The sequence below is a fragment of the Lentzea sp. NBC_00516 genome, from assembly GCF_036346835.1.
In the GTDB taxonomy this organism is placed as follows: Bacteria; Actinomycetota; Actinomycetes; order Mycobacteriales; family Pseudonocardiaceae; genus Lentzea; species Lentzea sokolovensis.
On sequence record NZ_CP107840.1, the window covers coordinates 9551014 to 9569872 of the forward strand.

The following is an 18859-nucleotide window of genomic DNA, read 5'->3' on the forward strand; positions in this document are numbered from 1 at the left end:
GGTTGCGCATGGCTATGCCCGTGACCGTGACCCACGCGCGACATCCTGCCTCATCAGATGTTCGACGGCCGTTACGGCTGACGCGAACCTGTCCTCGGTGAGCTTCAGCCACGGCACACCGCGCCGCGCGAGCTCGCGTTCGAACAAGCCCGTCATCCACTCCCGCAGGTGTTCGCCGTCACGCCAGCCGTCCTGTTCGAACGGAACGCCGACGTGGTCAGTCAGCAGGTAGAGGTCCGGTTCGGTGCCGAGGAAGAGTTCCGGCCGGAAACCCAGGTAGCGCTCGCCCCAGACGGTCGCGGCGAACGCGTCGTTGTCCGCGACGACCAGCGGCGCGGTCTCGGCCTGGATGCGGCGTTCCTGTTCGTGGGCAACGTCTTCGAAGTCGCCCAGCGTCCACACCAGACTGTCCACGGTGGCGTGCGGATCGAACGATCGTGCGGCGGTGAGCTTGTGCTCGGTGTGTTCGCGGCCGTACTCGGGGATCCACGGCGCCTTGAAGTGCTCAGCGAGCTGTGTGGACAGTGTCGTGGTGCCGGTGCTCTCGGCGCCGACGACCACGACCTTCCAGCCGAGGCCGCGCTGGGTCGCGGGCGCGAGGTGATGCCAGTTCGCGACGGGATCGGTCCGCATCGCCGTGCCGGAGACCGGGTGCGTGAGGCGGTCGAGGTCGACGAGGACGTGCCGCGCGCCGAGTCGTTCGGCCAGTTCGTCGCCGTACTTCTCGCTGGAGAACACGACGTCGACCGGGGCTTTCGACGGGTCCCCGTCCGCGATCGCCCGCCTGGCCAGGACCGCGCGCGTCAGTGCGACGTGCAGGTCCCAGACCTCGTCGGAGTCGAAGTCCATCGGGTGGTCGTCGAGGTCGCCGATGATCCGCACGCCTGGGGTCGCGGCGTGCGTCTCGGCCAGCCAGCGCACGCGGTGTTCGAGCGGGAGGGTCTCGTGCGAGGCCGCCAGCACCGTGACGGTCGTGCGTTCACTACGCGAGGCTGCCGTCTCGATGAGGTGGTGATGCCCGTTGTGCGGCGGGTAGAACTTGCCGAGCACGAGGGCGTGTTCGAACTCCTTCACACGCGCACCTCGTCCTTCATCCAGTTACGCAGCCCGATCACGCACAGCACCATGAACCCCACGTACAACACTGCCGTCAGATAAAGCTCCTTGTACGCGTAGAGCGGCACGTAGATGACGTCCGCGGCGATCCACAGCCACCAGCACTCGATCTTCTTGCGTGCCTGTCCCCAGGTCGCGAGCAGCGACAACACCGTCGTGATGGCGTCCCAGAAGGGCACGGTCGACTCGGTGAAGGTCACCAGGACCCAGTGCAACAGACCGGTTCCGAGCACGCCGGCGACCGCGAGCCAGATCCACTGCGGCGTCGTCGTGCGGCTGACGTGCAGCGTCGTGTGCTGGTCGCCGCCGCGTAGCCACGCCCACCAGCCGTAGACCGCGAGCACGACGTAGACGACCTGGAGTCCGGAGTCGGCGTACAGGCCACTGCCCCAGAACAGCACGAAGAACGCGACGTTGTTGGCGATGCCGATGGGCCAGTTCCAGGCGTTTTGCCTGGCCACGAGCCACACGCAGAGTGCTCCGGTGATGAAGCCCGCGATCTCGACAACCTTTTCGGGTGACACGTGCGCTCCTTGACCGCTGTTCGAACATGTGTTCGAATCGAGGTGTGCGATGGGACGGACAGAAACTCGAGGCAGAGCCGCAGCAGGCGCTACCGGGGCTACCGGGACTGGTGCGCAGCGTACGAACTCCTGAGTTCGCGGACGTGGTGTTCCACGAGGTCCGCGCCAAATCCGTGCTCAACGGAGTGCCGGGTTCGTCGCTGCCCTTCTCGTGGACGGTCAACCCGTATCGCGGCTGCTCACACGCCTGCACCTACTGCCTGGCGGGCGACACGCCGATCCTCATGGGCAACGGCCGCACCAAGCCGTTGTCCGAGATCCGGGAGGGCGATGAGATCTACGGCACCGAACTGGTCGGCAACTACCGGCGCTACAAGCTCACCACCGTGCTGGCGCACTGGGAGACGCGCAAGACCGCGTACCGGCTGACGCTGGAGGACGGCACCTCCGTGGTCGCCTCGGGTGACCACCGCTTCCTGACCGACCGCGGCTGGAAGCACGTGACGGGCGAAACGGCGGGCACGGGCCGTCGTCCGCACCTCACGACCGGCAACAAGCTGATGGGCACGGGGGCGTTCGTCGAGCAGCCCTCCGTGACCGACGACTACCGCCGCGGCTACCTGCGCGGCATGGTGGACGACGAGCACGAGATCCGCATCCCCGCGGCCGACATCGAGGCCATGGACCGCACCCGGGAGTATCTCGACTACTTCGGTGTGCGAGAAGGGAGGGGATTTCTGCCCCAAGTGCGCGAGCTCGCGCACTGGCAGATAGCCCCGAACCCCGACTGGCTCAAGGGATTCCTGGCCGGCGCGTTCGACTACCTCGGGACCTGCTCGCGCAGCATCCTGCGGATGTCCACGCGCAACGCCACCGTTCTGGAAGCGATCTGCTTGGCTTTGAAGCACTTCGACTTCGACTTCGCGATCGAGGAACTGCGTCGCCGTCGTGGCGTGCGGGTCGTCCGGTTGCGCGGCGGACTGCGGGAGAACCTGCGCTTCTTCCACACCGTCGACCCGGCGATCACCCGCAAGCGCGACATCGACGGCGTGGCGATCAAGTCGCAGCAGCCGCTCGGCGTCGTGTCCGTGGAACCGTTGGGGGAGATGACGCTCTACGACATCTCGACCGGCACCGCGGACTTCATCGCCAACGGAGTGGTGTCCCACAACTGCTTCGCGCGCAAGACCCACTCCTATTTGGACCTCGACACCGGCAAGGACTTCGACAACCAGCTGATCGTCAAGGTCAACGCGGGGGAGGTGCTGTCGCGCCAGCTGCGTTCCTCGAAGTGGAAGCAGGAGCACGTGGCGCTGGGCACGAACACCGATCCGTACCAGCGGGCGGAGGGGCGGTACGCCTTGATGCCAGGGATCATCGAGGCGCTGACCGCCTCCCGCACGCCCTTCTCGATCCTGACGAAGGGCACGCTGCTGGCACGGGACCTGCCGCTGTTGTCGGCCGCCGCACAGGTCGTGCCGGTCGGGATCGCGGTGTCGCTGGCGTTGATGGACCGGGATCTGCACAAGTCGCTGGAGCCCGGCACGCCGACGCCCGCCGCCCGGCTCGATCTGGTGAGGAAGGTGCGGGAGGCAGGCTTACCGTGCGGGGTGTTCGTGGCCCCGGTGCTGCCCGAGCTGACGGATTCCGTCGAGCAGCTCGACTTCCTGCTGGAGCAGATCGCGGCCGCCGGTGCCACCGGCGTGACCGTGCTGCCGTTGCACCTGCGTCCCGGGGCCAAGGAGTGGTTCGCTGCCTGGCTTCGCCGCGAGCACCCGGACCTGGTCGAGACGTACCGGTACCTCTATGGACGTGGGTCCTATGTGGACAAGCGGTATCGCGCCCGGCTCGCGGCGCGGGTCGTGCCGTTGATCGAGAAGCACGGGCTGGTGCCGCGCGGGCGTCCTGCCGAGGCCGTCACCGGTGTGCCCGGTGACGACGACGGCGTGTGGCCCGACGGCAGCCTGCCGGTGGGTGTGCCGGCACCGCGCGTGGACCAGGAACAACTCACCCTGCTGTGAACTTCAGCGTGAGGAGCACCCTCTTCCCCAGGGTGTCCTTCGCGCGGTCTACTCGGCCCAGCCGCCCTGGGCCATCGTCTGGAACTTCCACTCGCCGCCGACCTTCGTGAGCAGGTCGCCGTAGCGGACCGTCATCCCGTTGATCGTGCCGTCCGTGATGACGAAGACCAGGTTGTCGTTGATGAAGTGCGGCGTCCTGGTGGACTCCATCTGCACCTCACCGCCCAGTTGTGCCCCCATCTCCCGGAGGAACGTCTCGCGGTCCCACGACGTGGCCGAGCCGTCGGTGACCGTGTTGATCGGGAACAGGGCCATGTCGGCCATCGCCTCGACGTCGCCCTTGACCGCGAGCTCGTCCCACTTCGCAAACCACTGCATGACCTCGTCGTACGCCATACCGTACATTGTACGGAACTTAGGCGATGCCGACCACTGCCGTGGTGTCCTCGCTGGTCACGAGCTTGGCTTCGAGTCCCGCGGCGGTGAAGGCCTGGAGTGCGGCCGGTGCCTGGCGTTCGCTGGTCTCGCTCATCAGGTGTCCGCCAGGCCGGAGCCAGGTCGCTGCCTGCGCTGCCACGCGGCGCATCACCTCGAGGCCGTCCACGCCGCCGTCGAGCGCCACCCGTGCCTCGTGGTCGCGGGCTTCGGTGGGCATGAACCGGATGTCGTCGGTCGGCACGTACGGCACGTTGGCGACCACGACGTCGATGTGGCCCTTGAGGTGCGTGGGGAGGGCGTCGAACAGGTCGCCCTCGAACACGTTCGTGAGGTTCTGGCGCGCGCACGCCACGGCCACGGGGTCGATGTCGGCGGCGTAGACCGTGGCGGCCGGCAGTCGATGTTGCAGCACCGCGCCGACCGCGCCTGACCCGCAGCACAGGTCGACGACCAGGGAGGGCTTCAGGTCGGTGGCCAGGTCCACCAGCAGTTCGGTGCGGTGGCGAGGGACGAAGACGCCCTTCGTGACCACGATCCGTTGCCCGCAGAACATCGCCCAGCCGACGGCGTGCTCCAGTGGCAGGCCGTCGACCCGCTGCCTGACCAACTCCTCGAGGTGCTGGTCGTCGCGGGCGGCTTCTTCCAGTAGTGCGGCCTCTTCCTCGGCGAAAACGCAGCCGGCGGCCCGCAGTCGTTCCACGATGCTCATCGCTGCCGGACGCTAGCAGCGACATTTACAAGCAGGCTTGACTGTTTGTTTGTTCGGCGGAACACTCGGGGGCGTGGAGACGAGGCAGCGCCAGGCCGACCGCAGCCGCGAGACCAAGCGGAAGCTGATGGAGGCGACCGTCGAGTGTCTGGTGGAACGTGGCTGGTCAGGCACGACGACGACCGAGGTGGCCGAACGCGCCGGGGTGTCCCGCGGCGCTCAGCTGCACCACTTCCGCACGCGCGGTGAGCTGGTGGCGGCGGCCGTGGAGCACGTGGGCGCGGAGAGCGTCGAGGTGCTCAAGCGGCGCGCGGAGATCGCCGAGAAGACCACGCACGCCGTGGTGGAGCTGATCGCGGACTTCCACGCCAGCGACCTGTTCACCGCGGCCCTGGAGCTGTGGGTGGCCGCGCGCACCGATCCGGAGCTGCGCGAGCAGGTGCTGGAGCTGCAAGCACGGCTGGGCCGCGAGGTGTACGGGCTGGCGCTGGAACTGCTCGACGTCGACGACACCGAACCGGGTGTGAAGGACGCGGTGCAGGCAACCCTGGATCTCGTGCGCGGGCTGGCGCTCGCCAACCAGCTCGCCGACGACGCCAAGCGCCGGGCGCACGTGGTGCGTTACTGGGCGCGGATGCTGGAGGAACAGCTGTGATCACCGAACTGCTGGCAGATCTCGACGCCGAGTCGCGTTCGCTCGACGAGATCGTGTCGGCGGCGGACGACTGGTCGGTGCCGACTCCCGCCGAGGGCTGGACGGTCGGGCACCAGATCGGCCATCTCATGTGGACGGACAGGGCGTCGGTCCTCGCCATCACCGATCCCGAGGCGTTCCAGGCGCAGCCGCTGACCGCCGACATCGTCGACCGGACGGCGGCGGAGGCCGCGGCGCTGCCGGACCTGCTGGAGTTGTGGCGGGACAGCCGGAAGTCGTTGCTGGAGCACCTCGCCCAGGCCTCCGGGAAGATCCTCTGGTTCGGGCCGCCGATGAGCCCCGCCTCGATGGCGACCGCGCGGATCATGGAGACCTGGGCGCACGGGCAGGACGTCGCGGACGCGCTCGGCGTGGTGCGGGAGCCGACCGCGCGGATCAGGCACGTGTGTCACATCGGGGTGCGGACGATGGGGTTCGCGTTCCTGCTCAACGGGTTGGCGGCGCCGACCGCCGAGGTGCGGGTCGAGCTGACCGGGCCGGGCGGGGAGGCGTGGACCTGGGGACCCGAGGACACCGAGAACCGGGTCTCCGGGCCGGCGCTGGACTTCGCGTGGCTGGTGACGCAGCGGCGCAACCGCAAGGAGCTCGCGATCGAGGCATCCGGGCCGGTCGCGGAGGAGTGGGTGCCGATCGCGCAGGCCTTCGCGGGGCCGCCCGGTGGTGGCCGGTGATCAGGATCGGCAACGCGTCCGGGTTCTACGGCGATCGGCTCTCCGCGATGCGGGAGCAGCTCGAAGGTGGCCATCTCGACGTCCTGACCGGTGACTACCTCGCCGAGCTGACCATGCTCATCCTCGGCCGCGACCGGATGAAGGATTCCGATCTCGGGTACGCGAAGACGTTCCTGCGGCAGATGGAGGACTGTCTGGCGCTGGCGCTGGACAAGGGCGTCAAGATCGTCGTCAACGCCGGTGGGCTCAACCCCGAGGGGCTCGCGCGCAAGCTTGACGCCAAGGTCGGGTACGTCACGGGCGACGATCTCAAGGCGCGGTTCCCGGAAGCCCTGACCGCCAACGCCTATCTGGGCGCGTGGGAGATCGCGGAGTGCCTGAACCAGGGGGCGCAGGTCGTGGTCACAGGGCGCGTCACGGACGCCAGTCTGGTGGTCGGGCCCGCCGCGGCGCACTTCGGGTGGGCGCGCGACGACTGGGATCGGCTCGCGGGAGCCACCGTCGCCGGGCACGTGCTGGAGTGCGGGACGCAGGCCACGGGCGGCAACTACTCGTTCTTCACCGAGATCGACGTGACCCGGCCGGGGTTTCCGATCGCGGAGATCGACGAGGACGGGTCGTGCCTGATCACCAAGCACGACGGCACCGGCGGCGCGGTCACCGCGGACACCGTCACGGCGCAGCTGTTGTACGAGATCGGGGCGCCGGAGTACCTGGGGCCGGACGTCATCACGCACTTCGACACGATCCGTCTCGGCGAGCACGAGCGCGGGGTCAGGATCAGTGGTGTCAAGGGGAGTCCGCCGCCGGACACCCTGAAGGTCTGCCTGAACACGTTGGGCGGGTTCAGGAACTCCACGACGTTCGTCCTCACCGGACTGGACGTCGATGCCAAGGCAGAGCTCGTCCAGCGGCAGCTCCACGACGCCATCGGTGAGGAAGGGCTGACGTGGACCCTGGCCCGGACTGATCAGCCGGACGCGGCTACCGAGGAGCAGGCGAGCGCGTTGCTGCACGTCACGATCAAGACGCCGGATCCCAAGCGGGCCAAGGGGTTCAGCCGGGCGGCGATCGAGCTGGCGCTGGCGAGCTATCCCGGGTTCCACGTGACGGCGCCGCCCGGTGACGGGACGCCGTTCGGGGTCTACCGGGCCGCGTACGTGAACCGTGACGAGGTCAGTGCCAAGGCGGTGTTGCTGTGAAGAAGCCACTGGGAACGATCGCCGGCGCGCGGAGCGGCGACAAGGGCGGGGACGCGAACCTCGGCGTGTGGGTCCGCACCGAAGAAGCTTTCGAGTGGCTCAACGGGTTTCTCACCACCGAGAAGCTGAAGGAACTGCTGCCGGAGGCCGAGAACGTCAGCAGGTACGAGCTGCCGAACCTCAGGGCGCTCAACTTCGTGCTGCACGGCCTGCTCGGCGACGGGGTGGCGAGCAGCACGCGGTTCGACCCGCAGGCCAAGGCGCTGGGCGAGTGGTTGCGCGGCAGGGAAGTAGAGATCCCCGAGGAGCTCCTGTGATCACGAAGGACCTGTACGAGCGGAAAGAACTCAGGGCACTCGTCCGCGACTTCACCCGCAGGGAGATCGCGCCGCACCTCGGCCAGTGGGAACGCGACGGCGAGGTTCCGCGCGAGCTGCACAAGAAGGCGGCGGAACTCGACCTGCTCGGCATCGGGTTCGAGCATGGCGATCTGCTGGACTCGGTGGCGCTGACCGAGGAGATCATCCAGAACGGCGGCTCGTCGGGCGTGATGGCGGCGCTGTTCACGCTCGGCATCGCGATTCCGCACATCTGGCAGTCGCGCGACGAGGATCTGATCGAACGGTTCGCGAAGCCCGCGATCCGGGGCGAGAAGATCGGCAGTCTCGCGGTCACCGAGCCCGGCGCCGGGTCCGACGTCGCGGCGATCAGGACCAGAGCGGTCAGGGACGGCGATCACTACGTCGTCAACGGCGAGAAGACGTTCATCACCTCGGGCTGCCGTGCGGACTTCGTGACGACCGCGGTGCGGACCGGCGGCGAGGGCTATCAGGGCATCTCGCTGCTGGTGATCGAGGACGGGTTCACCCGGCGCAAGCTCGACAAGATGGGCTGGCACTGCAGCGACACCGCCGAACTGCACTTCGACGACGTGCGCGTGCCGGTGGCGAACCTGGTCGGCGAGGAGAACCAGGGCTTCGCGCTGATCATGCAGCAGTTCCAGGTGGAGCGCGTGACGATGGCGGTCGAGGCTTATGCGACGGCGCAACGGGCGTTGGACCTGACCGTCGAGTGGACGCGCAACCGCGAGACGTTCGGCAAACCGCTGATCAAGAACCAGGTCGTGCGGCACAAGCTCGCGCACATGGCACAGAAGATCGACCTGGCGCGGACGTACACGCGCGAGGTCGCGGCCCGGATCGACCGCGGCGAGGACTGCGTGACCGAGGTCTGCTTCGCGAAGAACGCCGCCGTGGACGCCTGTTCCGAGGTCGTCGACGAAGCGGTGCAGCTGCACGGAGGCATGGGGTACATGCGGGAGTCCGAAGTGGAGCGTCACTACCGGGACGCCCGCATCCTCGGCATCGGGGGCGGGGCGAGTGAAGTGATGACCGAGCTCGCGGCACGACGATTGGGGTTCGCCTGATGGGCAACAGGGAGGCGCTGCTCGCGAAGATCGCGGGACTGGACGCCGAACACGCCAAAGCGCTCGCGGGCGGTGGGCCGAAGTACGTCGAGCGGCACCACAAGCGCGGCAAGCTCCTCGCCCGTGAACGGGTCGAGCTGCTCATCGACGAGGACAGCCCGTTCCTGGAGCTGTCGCCGCTTGCCGCGTGGGGCACCGACTTCCCGGTCGGCGCTTCGGTCGTCACGGGCATCGGGCGGATCGAAGGCGTCGAGTGCGTGATCGTCGCGAACGACCCGACGGTGCGCGGCGGCTCGTCGAACCCGTACACGTTGCGCAAGTCGTTGCGGGCCAACGACATCGCGTTGCAGAACCGGCTGCCGCTGGTCAGCCTGGTCGAGTCGGGCGGCGCGGACCTGCCGACGCAGAGCGAGATCTTCATCCCCGGCGGCCGGGCGTTCCGCGACCTGACCCGGTTGTCGGCGGCGGGCATCCCGACGATCACGGCGGTGTTCGGCAACGCGACGGCCGGCGGCGCGTACGTGCCCGGCATGTCCGACTACGTGATCATGATCAAGGACCGCTCGAAGGTGTTCCTGGGTGGTCCGCCGCTGGTCAAGATGGCGACCGGGGAGGAATCCGACGACGAGTCGCTGGGCGGCGCGACCATGCACGGCGCCACGTCCGGGCTCGCGGACTTCGTGGCCGAGGACGAGACCGACGCGATCAGGCTGGCCCGCCGGGTCGTCGCGCGGCTGAACTGGCGCAAGCTCGGGCCGGCACCGGCCGCGATCGAGGAACCGAAGTTCGACGCCGACAGCATCCTGGACGTCGTGTCCGAGGACCAGCGCGTGCCGTTCGACCCGCGGGACGTCATCGCTCGGCTCGTCGACGGGTCGCACTTCGACGAGTTCAAGCCGTTGTACGGCAACAGTCTCGTCACCGGGTGGGCCCGCATCCACGGCTACCCGGTCGGCATCCTCGCCAACGCGCGCGGCGTGCTGTTCAGCGAGGAGTCGCAGAAGGCCACGCAGTTCATCCAGCTCGCCAACCAGAGCGACACGCCCCTGGTGTTCCTGCAGAACACCACCGGCTACATGGTCGGCGCCCAGTACGAGCAGGGCGGCATCGTCAAACACGGCTCGATGATGATCAACGCCGTGTCCAACAGCCGGGTCCCGCACCTGACGATCACGATGGGCGCCTCGTACGGCGCCGGCAACTACGGCATGTGCGGCAGGGCGTACGACCCTCGCTTCTTGTTCACCTGGCCCAACGCCAAGTCGGCGGTGATGGGGCCCGCACAGCTCGCCGGCGTGCTGTCGATCGTCGGACGGCAGGCCGCGATGGCGAAGGGGCAGGAGTACAACGAGGAGCACGACGCCGCCATGCGCAAGATGGTGGAGGCGCAGATCGAGGAGCAGTCGCTCGCGCCGTTCCTGTCAGGGAAGCTCTACGACGACGGCGTGATCGACCCGCGCGACACCAGGACCGTGCTCGCCCTCTGCCTCTCCGCTGTCCACAGCGGACCGATCAAGGGCGCCGACGGCTTCGGCGTCTTCCGGATGTGATGACCCCAGTGATCAAAACTCTGCTGATCGCCAACCGCGGCGAGATCGCCCGCCGGATCATCCGCACCTGTCAGGACAACGGAATCCGCACGGTCGCGGTCTTCTCCGACCCGGATGCCGATTCGCCGCACGTGCGGGAGGCCGACTTCGCGGTCCGGTTGCCCGGTGCGTCGCCCACCGAGACCTACCTGCGTGCCGACCTGCTCGTCGAGGCGGCGACGAAGGCCGGTGCGGACGCCGTCCACCCCGGTTACGGGTTCTTGAGTGAGAACGCCGGCTTCGCGCGCAAGGTTCAGGCGGCGGGTCTCACCTGGGTCGGTCCGGAACCGGACTCGATCGAGGCGATGGGCTCCAAGGTCGCCGCGAAGAAGCGCATGGCCGCCGCCGGCGTGCCCACGCTGCCCGAACTGGACCCGGAGACCGTCACCGAGTTCCCGGTGCTGATCAAGGCGTCGGCCGGTGGTGGTGGCCGGGGCATGCGGATCGTGCGCGAGAAGGCCGAGTTCGCGGACGCACTGGCGAGTGCGCGGCGCGAGGCGGAGTCGGCGTTCGGTGATCCCACGGTGTTCTGCGAGCCGCTGCTGGAGCACGCGCGGCACGTCGAGGTGCAGATCCTCGCGGACACGCACGGCACGGTGTGGGCGCTGGGCGAACGCGAGTGCTCGATCCAGCGGCGGCACCAGAAGATCGTCGAGGAGTCGCCCAGCCCGGCGGTCACCGACGACGTGCGCAAGCGTTTGTTCGCCGCCGCGACGGCCGCGGCCGAGTCGATCGGGTACGTCGGCGCGGGCACCGTCGAGTTCATGTTGAAGGGCGAGGACTTCCACTTCCTGGAGGTCAACACCCGGCTGCAGGTCGAGCATCCGGTCACCGAGCTCGTGCACGGCGTGGACCTGGTCGAGTGGCAGCTCCGGATCGCCGAGGGCGCTCGATTGCCGGTGGACGTGCCGGAACCGCGCGGGCACGCGATCGAGGTCCGGCTCTACGCCGAGGATCCCGCGAACGACTGGCGCCCGGCGAGCGGCACGTTGCACCGGTTCCACGTGCCCGGTGACGTCCGGCTCGACAGCGGCGTCGAGGACGGGTCCGTGGTCTCCGTGCACTACGACCCCATGCTGGCCAAGGTGATCGCGTACGCCCCGACGCGCAGGGCGGCCGCCCGCAAGCTCGCCACGGCGTTGGAGAGCGCCCAGATCCACGGCCTGGTCACGAACCGCGCACTGCTCGTGGACATCCTCGGGAACGAGGCGTTCCTCAACGGTGACACGCACACCGGGTTCCTGACCGAGCACGACTTCAGCCGAACCGTTGACCCGCAACCGTTTGCGCGTGCGGCGGCCCTGGCTCAGGCGGCGAGCCGCCGGATCGGGCACCTGCCGCTCGGCTGGCGCAACGTGCGGTCGCAGCAGCCGAAGGCGAGGTTCCTGGTCGGTGAGGAGCTCGTCGAGGTCGAGTACGACCCCGCACAGGCGAATCCCGGCGTGATCGCGCTGGATCTGGACGGCGTGCGGACCCCGTTCCACGTCGCCCGCTACGGCGATCTGGTCGAGGTGGACTCGCCGCGCGGATCCTTGTCGTTGAAGGTCGTGCCGCGGTTCCCCGAGCCGGAGACGAAGCTCGCGCCGGGCGCCACCATCGCGCCGATGCCCGGCACCGTGGTCAGGGTCAGCGTGCGCCAAGGCGATGTGGTCGAGGCCGGTGCCGAACTCCTGGTGCTGGAGGCCATGAAGATGGAACACCGCGTGCTCGCGAACAACGCGGGCACCGTCACCGAACTCCTTGTCGAGCAGGCACAGCAGGTCAACGCCGGAGATGTCCTGGCCGTAGTAGCCGAAGAGAGTGGAGACCGATCGTGAGCTTCGTCGAGTCCGAAGAGCGGATCGCGCTGCGCAAGGCCGTCTCCGAGTTCGGCGCCAAGTACGGCCACGACTACTTCATCGCCAAGTCCCGGGCGGGGGAGAAGACCACCGAGCTGTGGGAAGAGGCGGGCAAACTCGGCTACCTCGGTGTGGCCGTGCCCGAGGAGTACGGCGGTGGTGGCGGTGGCATCGGTGACCTCGCGGCGGTGTGCGAGGAGCTGGCGGCGGCGGGATGTCCGTTGCTGCTCATGGTGGTGTCGCCGGCGATCTGCGCGACGGTGATCGCGCGGTTCGGCACGGACGAGCAGAAGTCGAAGTGGCTGCCCGGTTTCGCGGACGGCACGCTGAAGATGGCGTTCGCGATCACCGAGCCGGACGCGGGGTCCAACTCGCACAAGCTGAAGACGCACGTCCGGCGCGACGGTGACGACTGGATCCTCAAGGGCACCAAGACCTACATCTCCGGCGTCGACGAGGTCGACGCCGTGCTGGTGGTCGCGATCCAGGCGACCGGGCCGGTGCTCGTGGTCGTGCCGACCAACTCCGAGGGCTTCACCCACCACCAGATCGAGATGGACCTGGTGGCGCCGGAGAAGCAGTTCACGCTGTTCTTCGACGACGTCAGGCTGCCGTCCGACGCCGTCGTGGGCTCGCCGGACCAGGGGCTGCTGCAGGTCTTCGCCGGTCTCAACCCCGAACGGATCATGGGCGCGAGCATGGCGACCGGGTCGGCGCGGCTGGCGATCGGCAAGGCCGTCTCCTACGCCCGGCAACGTCAGGTCTGGGACAGCCCGATCGGCGCGCACCAGGGCCTCTCGCACCCCCTGGCGAAGATCCACATCGAGATCGAGCTGGCCAGGCTGATGACGCAGAAGGCGGCCGCGCTCTACGACTCCGGCCGCGACAAGGAGTCCGGCGAGGCCGCGAACATGGCCAAGTACGCGGCGGGCGAGGCGATCGCGGCGGCCGTCGACCAGGCCATCCAGACGCACGGCGGCAACGGGCTGAGCTCCGAGTTCGGGCTGGCGTCGATGCTCGGCATGTCCCGGCTGTCCCGCATCGCGCCCGTGTCGCGGGAGATGGTGCTCAACTTCGTCGCGCAAAACTCGCTGAAGTTGCCGCGCTCCTACTGACACACTGCGGTCCATGGGGACTTTCAGCACTTCAGACGGCGTCGGCCTCGTCTACCACGGCGAGGCCGACGATCCGTTGATCTGCCTGCCCGGCGGGCCGATGCAGGCGTCGTCGTACCTGGGCGGCCTGCCGCTGGACGACGTGATCAGGCTCGACCTGCGCGGCACCGGCGACTCGGAGAAGGCTGCGGCCTACCGCGTCGATCAGCAGGTCGGTGACGTGGAGGCGTTGCGCCGGCATCTCGGTCTCGACCGGATCAGCCTGCTCGGCCACTCGGCGGGCGGCACGCTCGCGATCCTCTACGCGACGCGGTTCCCGCAGCACGTCGAGGAACTCGTGCTCGTCGCGCCCAGTCCGCGCGTGGTCGGCATCGACGTCACCGATGACGACCGCAGGGACATCGCGCTGCGGCGCAGTGGTGAGCCCTGGTACGCCGAGGCGATCAAGGGATTCGAGGAGATCTGGGCCGGCAACGTGACGCCGGAGGCGTTCGCGAAGATCAGTCCGTTCTTCCACGGCCGCTGGGACGACGCGGCGCGGGCGCTGGACGACCACCCGCGCAACCCCGAGGCCGCCCGGGAGTACTACGCGGAGGGTGCGTTCGATCCGCTGCGGGTCCGCGAGGAGCTCGGGAACCTGGACGTGCCAACACTTCTGGTCGCGGGCGAGTACGACGTGGCGTTGCCGCCGAACCGCGCGCAGGAGTTCGCGAAGCTGATCCCGCGCGCGACGCTGGTCGTGCAGTCCGGCGCCGGTCACTTCCCCTGGGGCGATGATCCCGTGGCGTTCGCGGCGGCGGTCCAGCGCATTCCGTAAAGACCAGGGCCGAAGTCGAGCGCGGCGGCGTGTGCGTAGCCCCCTTCGTCCACGGGGGCCGGGCGGGTGCCGCCGGGCATTTCTGTTCCCGCCGGGCCGGAAGCGAATTGCTCACAGGACGCGGGCGGGGACTCGGCCGGGAATTTGATCTCCAGGACGTAGTCGTGCACGCGTTCGCCGAACCGCCGGAAATGCGTGTGCTCGACGGTCGGATGTGGATAGATCAATTCGTACTCGATCGCGATCGACTCTCCGGCGGAGATCGGTTCGTCGAACAACAGCTCCGCGACGAGCACGCCGTTCGTGCGTTCCCGCGCGATCCGGCCGACCTGGCAGGAACGGACGGCGGTGAGCGCGGGCTGCGCGGAACCTGTTTCCTGGCACAGGATCCAGCGGTCCACATTGGCGGAACTGGCCTGCAGGACCTGCCGTGAACGGATGCCGCGCACACCACCGCAGGGCGCGACGTCGACCCGGTCGTGCTGGGCGGTCAGCAACAGCCCGGAACCGTCCCACGGCGCCCGGGACGACAGCTCCCGTCTGCGTGAACGGCCGCGCGGCCGCGGCGGGCCCAGTAGGCGGCTCAGGGCGGTCTCCTGCAGCCCGAGCACGTTCTCCAGCTGCGCGAGCGCCATCAGCGACTCCGGCCGCTCGGGTCTGCGCCGGCCTGACTGCCAGTAGCTCAGCGCCGTCACGCTGATCGGCGCGCCCCGCACTTTCAGGCGGTGCTGCAGCCGTTCCAGGCTGAGTCCCCGCACCTGGATCGCGACCCGCAACGCGTCCGCGAACGGACCCGTCACGAGAAGGTCGGCGAGCTCCTCGCGCGGTGGGTAAATCGTGAGCATCGCTCCTCCGGTTTCACGGAGTCAAGGTCGGAAGGCTATCGGCAGCAAAGGGAGCGCGGTACAGCCGATCGGCGGTTTTGTCAGGGTTCGAAACTCGGCAGGTTCAGATCTCGGGACTATTACGCCGCCAATAGCCTCCGATTGGGTTCCTGAGCATCCCTGCGACGAACAGGACTACACAATGCGCAAGACCGCAACTCTGCTGGGCTCGGCGGTCATGATCGCGGCGTTCGCGGCACCCGCGACGGCCGCGGTGGGTGAGATCCGGGTGTCACCAGGTGAGAACATCGCGGGCAGCTTCATCGTCAAGCTGAAGGACGGCGGGGTCACCGCGAGCGCGCAGACTCTCGGTTCCCGGTTCGGCGGCCAGGTCGGGTACGTCTACGACACCGTCTTCCAGGGCTTCTCGGTCAAGATGAGCGACGCGCAGGCGCGCAGACTCGCCGCTGACCCTTCCGTCGAGTACGTGGAACGCGACCAGGTCGTCAGCACCCAGGCCACGCAGGTCAACCCGCCGTCGTGGGGCCTCGACCGGATCGACCAGCGCAACCTGCCGCTCGACCAGCGCTACACCTACAACAGCACCGGCTCCGGCGTGAACGCCTACATCGTCGACACCGGTGTCCGCATCACGCACCGCGACTTCGGCGGCCGGGCGCGCAACGGCTACGACTTCGTGGACAACGACGCCGTCGCGCAGGACGGCAACGGGCACGGCACGCACGTCGCCGGCACCGTCGCGGGCACGCTGCACGGTGTCGCGAAGCAGGCGAACATCGTCGCGGTCCGCGTGCTGAACAACTCGGGCTCCGGCACCATCGCCGGTGTCGTCGCGGGCGTCAACTGGGTGGCGTCCAACCACGTCAAGCCCGCTGTCGCCAACATGTCGCTCGGCGGCGGCGCCAACACCTCGCTCGACAACGCCGTGTCGGGTGCGATCACGCGCGGCGTGACGTTCGCCGTCGCGGCGGGCAACTCCAACACGAACGCGGCGAACACCTCGCCCGCGCGTGTGGCGGCGGCGCTGACCGTGGGCTCCACCGAGCGCACGGACGCCCGCTCCTCGTTCTCCAACTACGGCCCCGTGGTGGACGTCTTCGCGCCCGGCGGTGGCATCACGTCCACGTGGAACACCAGTGACACGGCCACGAACACCATCTCCGGCACCTCGATGGCGTCGCCGCACGTCGCCGGCGTGGTCGCCCGGTACCTGCAGGGCAACTTCAACGTGACGCCCGCGCAGGTGGCGACCGCGATCACCTCCAACGCCACCAACGGCAAGGTGACCAACCCCGGAGCGAACACGACCACGAGGCTCCTGTACTGGCCGCCGACCAGCTGATCGCGGCCACTTCGGATGTGCGGCCCCGGCTCCCTGTGAGCCGGGGCCGTTTTCCCTGCAAATGAAAGGAAGTCTGCCCGTGAGAGCCCTGCTGGCAGTCGCCGCCCTCGCGGCAACGGTCGTGGTCGCCCCGGCGTCCGCGGCCACGTCGTCGTACATCGTCGTGCTGAAGGACGGCGCTGTGTCGTCCTTCAGCGGTGCCGTCGAGCACCGGTACACCAGTGTTCTGAACGGTTTCAGCGCCCGGCTGACATCGGCGCAGCTCCGTGCGCTGAAAGCCGATCCGAACGTGTCCTCTGTGGAGCGTGACGGGATCGTGCACGCCAACAGCGTCCAGCCCAACCCGCCCTGGGGGCTGGACCGGATCGATCAGCGCGCGTTGCCGCTCGACCAGCGCTACGAGTACACGACCACCGGCCGTGGCGTGAACATCTACGTGATCGACACCGGTCTTCGCGTGACGCACGCGGACTTCGGCGGCCGTGCGCGCAACGGCTGGGACACCGTCGACAACGACGCGATCGCGCAGGACGACAACGGTCACGGCACGCACGTGGCGGGCATCGCGGCGGGCACCAAGTACGGCGTCGCGAAGCACGCCACGGTGTGGGGCGTGCGGGTGCTGAACGGGTCCGGTTCCGGCACGATCTCCGGTGTCATCGCGGGCGTCGACTGGGTGACGAGCAACGCCGTGAAGCCCGCGGTGGCGAACATGTCGTTGGGCGGCAGCGCTTCCGCGGCGCTGGACACGGCGGTGAAGAAGTCGATCGACTCCGGCGTCTCGTACACGGTCGCGGCCGGTGGCAGCAACACCGATCCGGGAAACTCGTCGCCGCAACGGGTTTCGCAGGCGATCTGCGTGGGAGCGTTGACGCAGAACGACACCAAGGCCTCGTCGTCCAACTTCGGGCCCCTGGTGGACATCTGGGCGCCCGGCGTGAGCATTCCCTCCGCCTGGAACACTTCCGACACGGCGACCAACACGCTGAGCGGTTCGTCCATGGCCGCACCGCACGCGGCCGGTGTCGCGGCCAGGTTCCTGGAACGCAACCGTGCCGCCACGCCCGCGCAGGTCGAGCGCGCGCTGGTTACCACGGGCACTCCGGGGACGCCACCCGTCACTCGTATCCTTTACTGGCCGCCATCCCTGTGAAAGGTGAAATGTCCGGCAATGCAAGCCCGTCTTAAATCTTAAGACACCCTTGGCAGGAACCGGATCTCTCCATAACGTCGAAAGCGCTTCGTTCCCCTGCAAAGAACGGAAAGCGACTCATGACGCGAAAGATCCGGTTCCTCGCCGGTGCCGGCGCGGCGACTCTCGCCATGTCGGTTCTGATGGTTCCCAACGCCTCCGCCGCGGAAGGCGAGGTGCTGTCCCTCAACGCACCCGAGAAGATCGCCGGCAGCTTCATCGTGAAGCTGAAGGAGGGCAAGGCGAACGGGCAGGCCCTCGCTTCGCGTTTCGGCGGCACGGTCGAGCGCGAGTACAAGACCTTCGGCGGCTTCAACGTGAAGCTCACGGAGAAGCAGGCCAAGCGCCTCGCGGCCGACCCGTCGGTCGAGTTCGTGGAGGCCGACCAGGTCGTCCACACGCAGGCCACGCAGACGAACCCGCCGTCCTGGGGTCTCGACCGCATCGACCAGCGCAACCTGCCGCTCAACCAGTCCTACAGCTACACCTCGACCGGTTCCGGCGTGACGGCGTACGTCATCGACACCGGTGTCCGCATCAGCCACTCGACGTTCGGGGGCCGCGCCTCGAACGGCCGTGACTTCGTGGACAACGACAACGTCGCGCAGGACGGCAACGGCCACGGCACGCACGTCGCCGGCACCATCGCGGGCTCGCAGTACGGCGTCGCGAAGGCCGCGAAGATCGTCGCCGTCCGCGTGCTCGACAACGCGGGCTCCGGCACCCTCGCGGGCGTCGCCGCCGGCATCGACTGGGTGGGCGCCAACGCCGTCAAGCCGGCCGTCGCCAACCTGTCGCTGGGCGGTGGCGCCAACGCCACGCTCGACACGGCCGTGCGCAACGCCATCGCCAAGGGCGTCACGTTCGCCGTGGCGGCGGGCAACTCCAACGCCAACGCCAACACGTTCTCCCCGGCCCGCGTGACCGAGGCGATCACCGTCGGCGCCACCGAGCGCACCGACGCCCGCGCGTCCTACTCGAACTTCGGTTCGGTGCTGGACATCTTCGCGCCGGGCTCGGCCATCACGTCGGCGTGGAACACGTCCGACAGCGCCACCAACTCCATCTCCGGTACGTCGATGGCCACCCCGCACGTCGCGGGTGCCGCCGCTCGCTACCTCTCGACGAACCGCGCGGCGACGCCGGCCCAGGTCGCCTCGTACCTGGTCGCGCAGTCGACGCCGTCGAAGGTGACGAACCCGGGCTCCGGTTCGCCGAACCGCCTGCTGTACCTCGCGCCGACCGCGTGAGCTAGCTCTGGGTGAAGGGCCGCGACTCCGGTCGCGGCCCTTTTTCCTA

16 protein-coding genes and 1 pseudogene are annotated in these 18859 nt (G+C 68.6%); 12 read left to right on the plus strand and 5 right to left on the minus strand.

From position 1 onward, the window contains the following. Positions 1–12: 12 nt before the first annotated feature. Together OG205_RS44570 and pnuC are read right to left on the minus strand one after the other, a co-directional pair. Complete coding sequence (locus OG205_RS44570) at positions 13–1074, minus strand: AAA family ATPase (protein WP_330273765.1); 1062 nt, start codon at positions 1072–1074, stop codon at positions 13–15. After that, positions 1071–1640, minus strand: coding sequence for a nicotinamide riboside transporter PnuC (gene pnuC, locus OG205_RS44575; protein ID WP_330273766.1), 570 nt, complete (start codon positions 1638–1640; stop codon positions 1071–1073). Before pnuC ends, OG205_RS44570 begins: the two co-directional genes overlap by 4 nt. A 26-nt stretch (positions 1641–1666) precedes the next feature. Here pnuC and OG205_RS44580 point away from each other — a divergent pair, with 26 nt between their 5' ends. Beyond that, positions 1667–3661, plus strand: coding sequence for an intein-containing Rv2578c family radical SAM protein (locus OG205_RS44580; protein ID WP_330273767.1), 1995 nt, complete (start codon positions 1667–1669; stop codon positions 3659–3661). Between the two features lie 48 nt (positions 3662–3709). On the opposite strand, the gene OG205_RS44585 is transcribed toward OG205_RS44580, so the two are convergent. Together OG205_RS44585 and OG205_RS44590 are read right to left on the minus strand one after the other, a co-directional pair. Further along, on the minus strand, positions 3710–4057 hold the full coding sequence (locus OG205_RS44585; protein ID WP_330273768.1) for a nuclear transport factor 2 family protein: 348 nt from the start codon (positions 4055–4057) through the stop codon (positions 3710–3712). Between the two features lie 19 nt (positions 4058–4076). Continuing rightward, a complete protein-coding gene (locus OG205_RS44590) occupies positions 4077–4808 on the minus strand; it encodes a putative protein N(5)-glutamine methyltransferase (RefSeq protein WP_330273769.1) in 732 nt (243 codons plus the stop codon). A gap of 127 nt (positions 4809–4935) precedes the next feature. Between OG205_RS44590 and OG205_RS44595 the strand changes: the two genes are divergently transcribed. From OG205_RS44595 to OG205_RS44630, 8 genes and pseudogenes are all read left to right on the plus strand, one after another. After that, the gene (locus OG205_RS44595; protein WP_401033893.1) at positions 4936–5463 is read left to right on the plus strand and encodes a TetR/AcrR family transcriptional regulator; all 528 of its coding nucleotides are present in this window, start codon (positions 4936–4938) and stop codon (positions 5461–5463) included. Beyond that, the gene (locus OG205_RS44600; RefSeq protein ID WP_330273771.1) at positions 5460–6194 is read left to right on the plus strand and encodes a TIGR03084 family metal-binding protein; all 735 of its coding nucleotides are present in this window, start codon (positions 5460–5462) and stop codon (positions 6192–6194) included. The genes OG205_RS44595 and OG205_RS44600 overlap by 4 nt, the downstream gene beginning before the upstream one ends. A gap of 47 nt (positions 6195–6241) precedes the next feature. Further along, a pseudogene (locus OG205_RS44605) lies at positions 6242–7713 on the plus strand (acyclic terpene utilization AtuA family protein). Further along, positions 7710–8822: an acyl-CoA dehydrogenase family protein gene (locus OG205_RS44610; RefSeq protein ID WP_330273772.1), complete on the plus strand. Its 1113-nt coding sequence runs from the start codon at positions 7710–7712 to the stop codon at positions 8820–8822. The pseudogene OG205_RS44605 and the gene OG205_RS44610 overlap by 4 nt, the downstream one beginning before the upstream one ends. Next, positions 8822–10372: an acyl-CoA carboxylase subunit beta gene (locus OG205_RS44615; RefSeq protein ID WP_330273773.1), complete on the plus strand. Its 1551-nt coding sequence runs from the start codon at positions 8822–8824 to the stop codon at positions 10370–10372. Before OG205_RS44610 ends, OG205_RS44615 begins: the two co-directional genes overlap by 1 nt. Positions 10373–10380: 8 nt before the next feature. Next, positions 10381–12228: an acetyl/propionyl/methylcrotonyl-CoA carboxylase subunit alpha gene (locus OG205_RS44620; RefSeq protein ID WP_330273774.1), complete on the plus strand. Its 1848-nt coding sequence runs from the start codon at positions 10381–10383 to the stop codon at positions 12226–12228. After that, positions 12225–13364, plus strand: a complete 1140-nt coding sequence (locus OG205_RS44625) for an acyl-CoA dehydrogenase family protein (RefSeq protein WP_330273775.1) — start codon at positions 12225–12227, stop codon at positions 13362–13364. The genes OG205_RS44620 and OG205_RS44625 overlap by 4 nt, the downstream gene beginning before the upstream one ends. Before the next feature lie 13 nt (positions 13365–13377). Beyond that, entirely contained in the window at positions 13378–14181 is an 804-nt protein-coding gene (locus tag OG205_RS44630) for an alpha/beta fold hydrolase (RefSeq protein ID WP_330273776.1), read from the plus strand. On the opposite strand, the gene OG205_RS44635 is transcribed toward OG205_RS44630, so the two are convergent. Next, positions 14121–15026: a hypothetical protein gene (locus OG205_RS44635; protein WP_330273777.1), complete on the minus strand. Its 906-nt coding sequence runs from the start codon at positions 15024–15026 to the stop codon at positions 14121–14123. The two genes, OG205_RS44630 and OG205_RS44635, sit on opposite strands and share 61 nt — an antisense overlap. A 181-nt stretch (positions 15027–15207) precedes the next feature. On the opposite strand from OG205_RS44635, the gene OG205_RS44640 reads away from it, so the two are divergent. The 3 genes from OG205_RS44640 to OG205_RS44650 all read left to right on the plus strand — a co-directional run bounded on the left by OG205_RS44640 (position 15208) and on the right by OG205_RS44650 (position 18810). Next, positions 15208–16368 (plus strand): S8 family peptidase, encoded by a 1161-nt coding sequence (locus OG205_RS44640; protein WP_330273778.1) that lies wholly within the window; start codon positions 15208–15210, stop codon positions 16366–16368. Between the two features lie 79 nt (positions 16369–16447). Next, positions 16448–17521 (plus strand): S8 family peptidase, encoded by a 1074-nt coding sequence (locus OG205_RS44645; RefSeq protein ID WP_330273779.1) that lies wholly within the window; start codon positions 16448–16450, stop codon positions 17519–17521. A 119-nt stretch (positions 17522–17640) separates the two neighbouring features. Then, complete coding sequence (locus OG205_RS44650; RefSeq protein ID WP_330273780.1) at positions 17641–18810, plus strand: S8 family peptidase; 1170 nt, start codon at positions 17641–17643, stop codon at positions 18808–18810. The last annotated feature ends 49 nt before the right edge of the window (positions 18811–18859 follow it).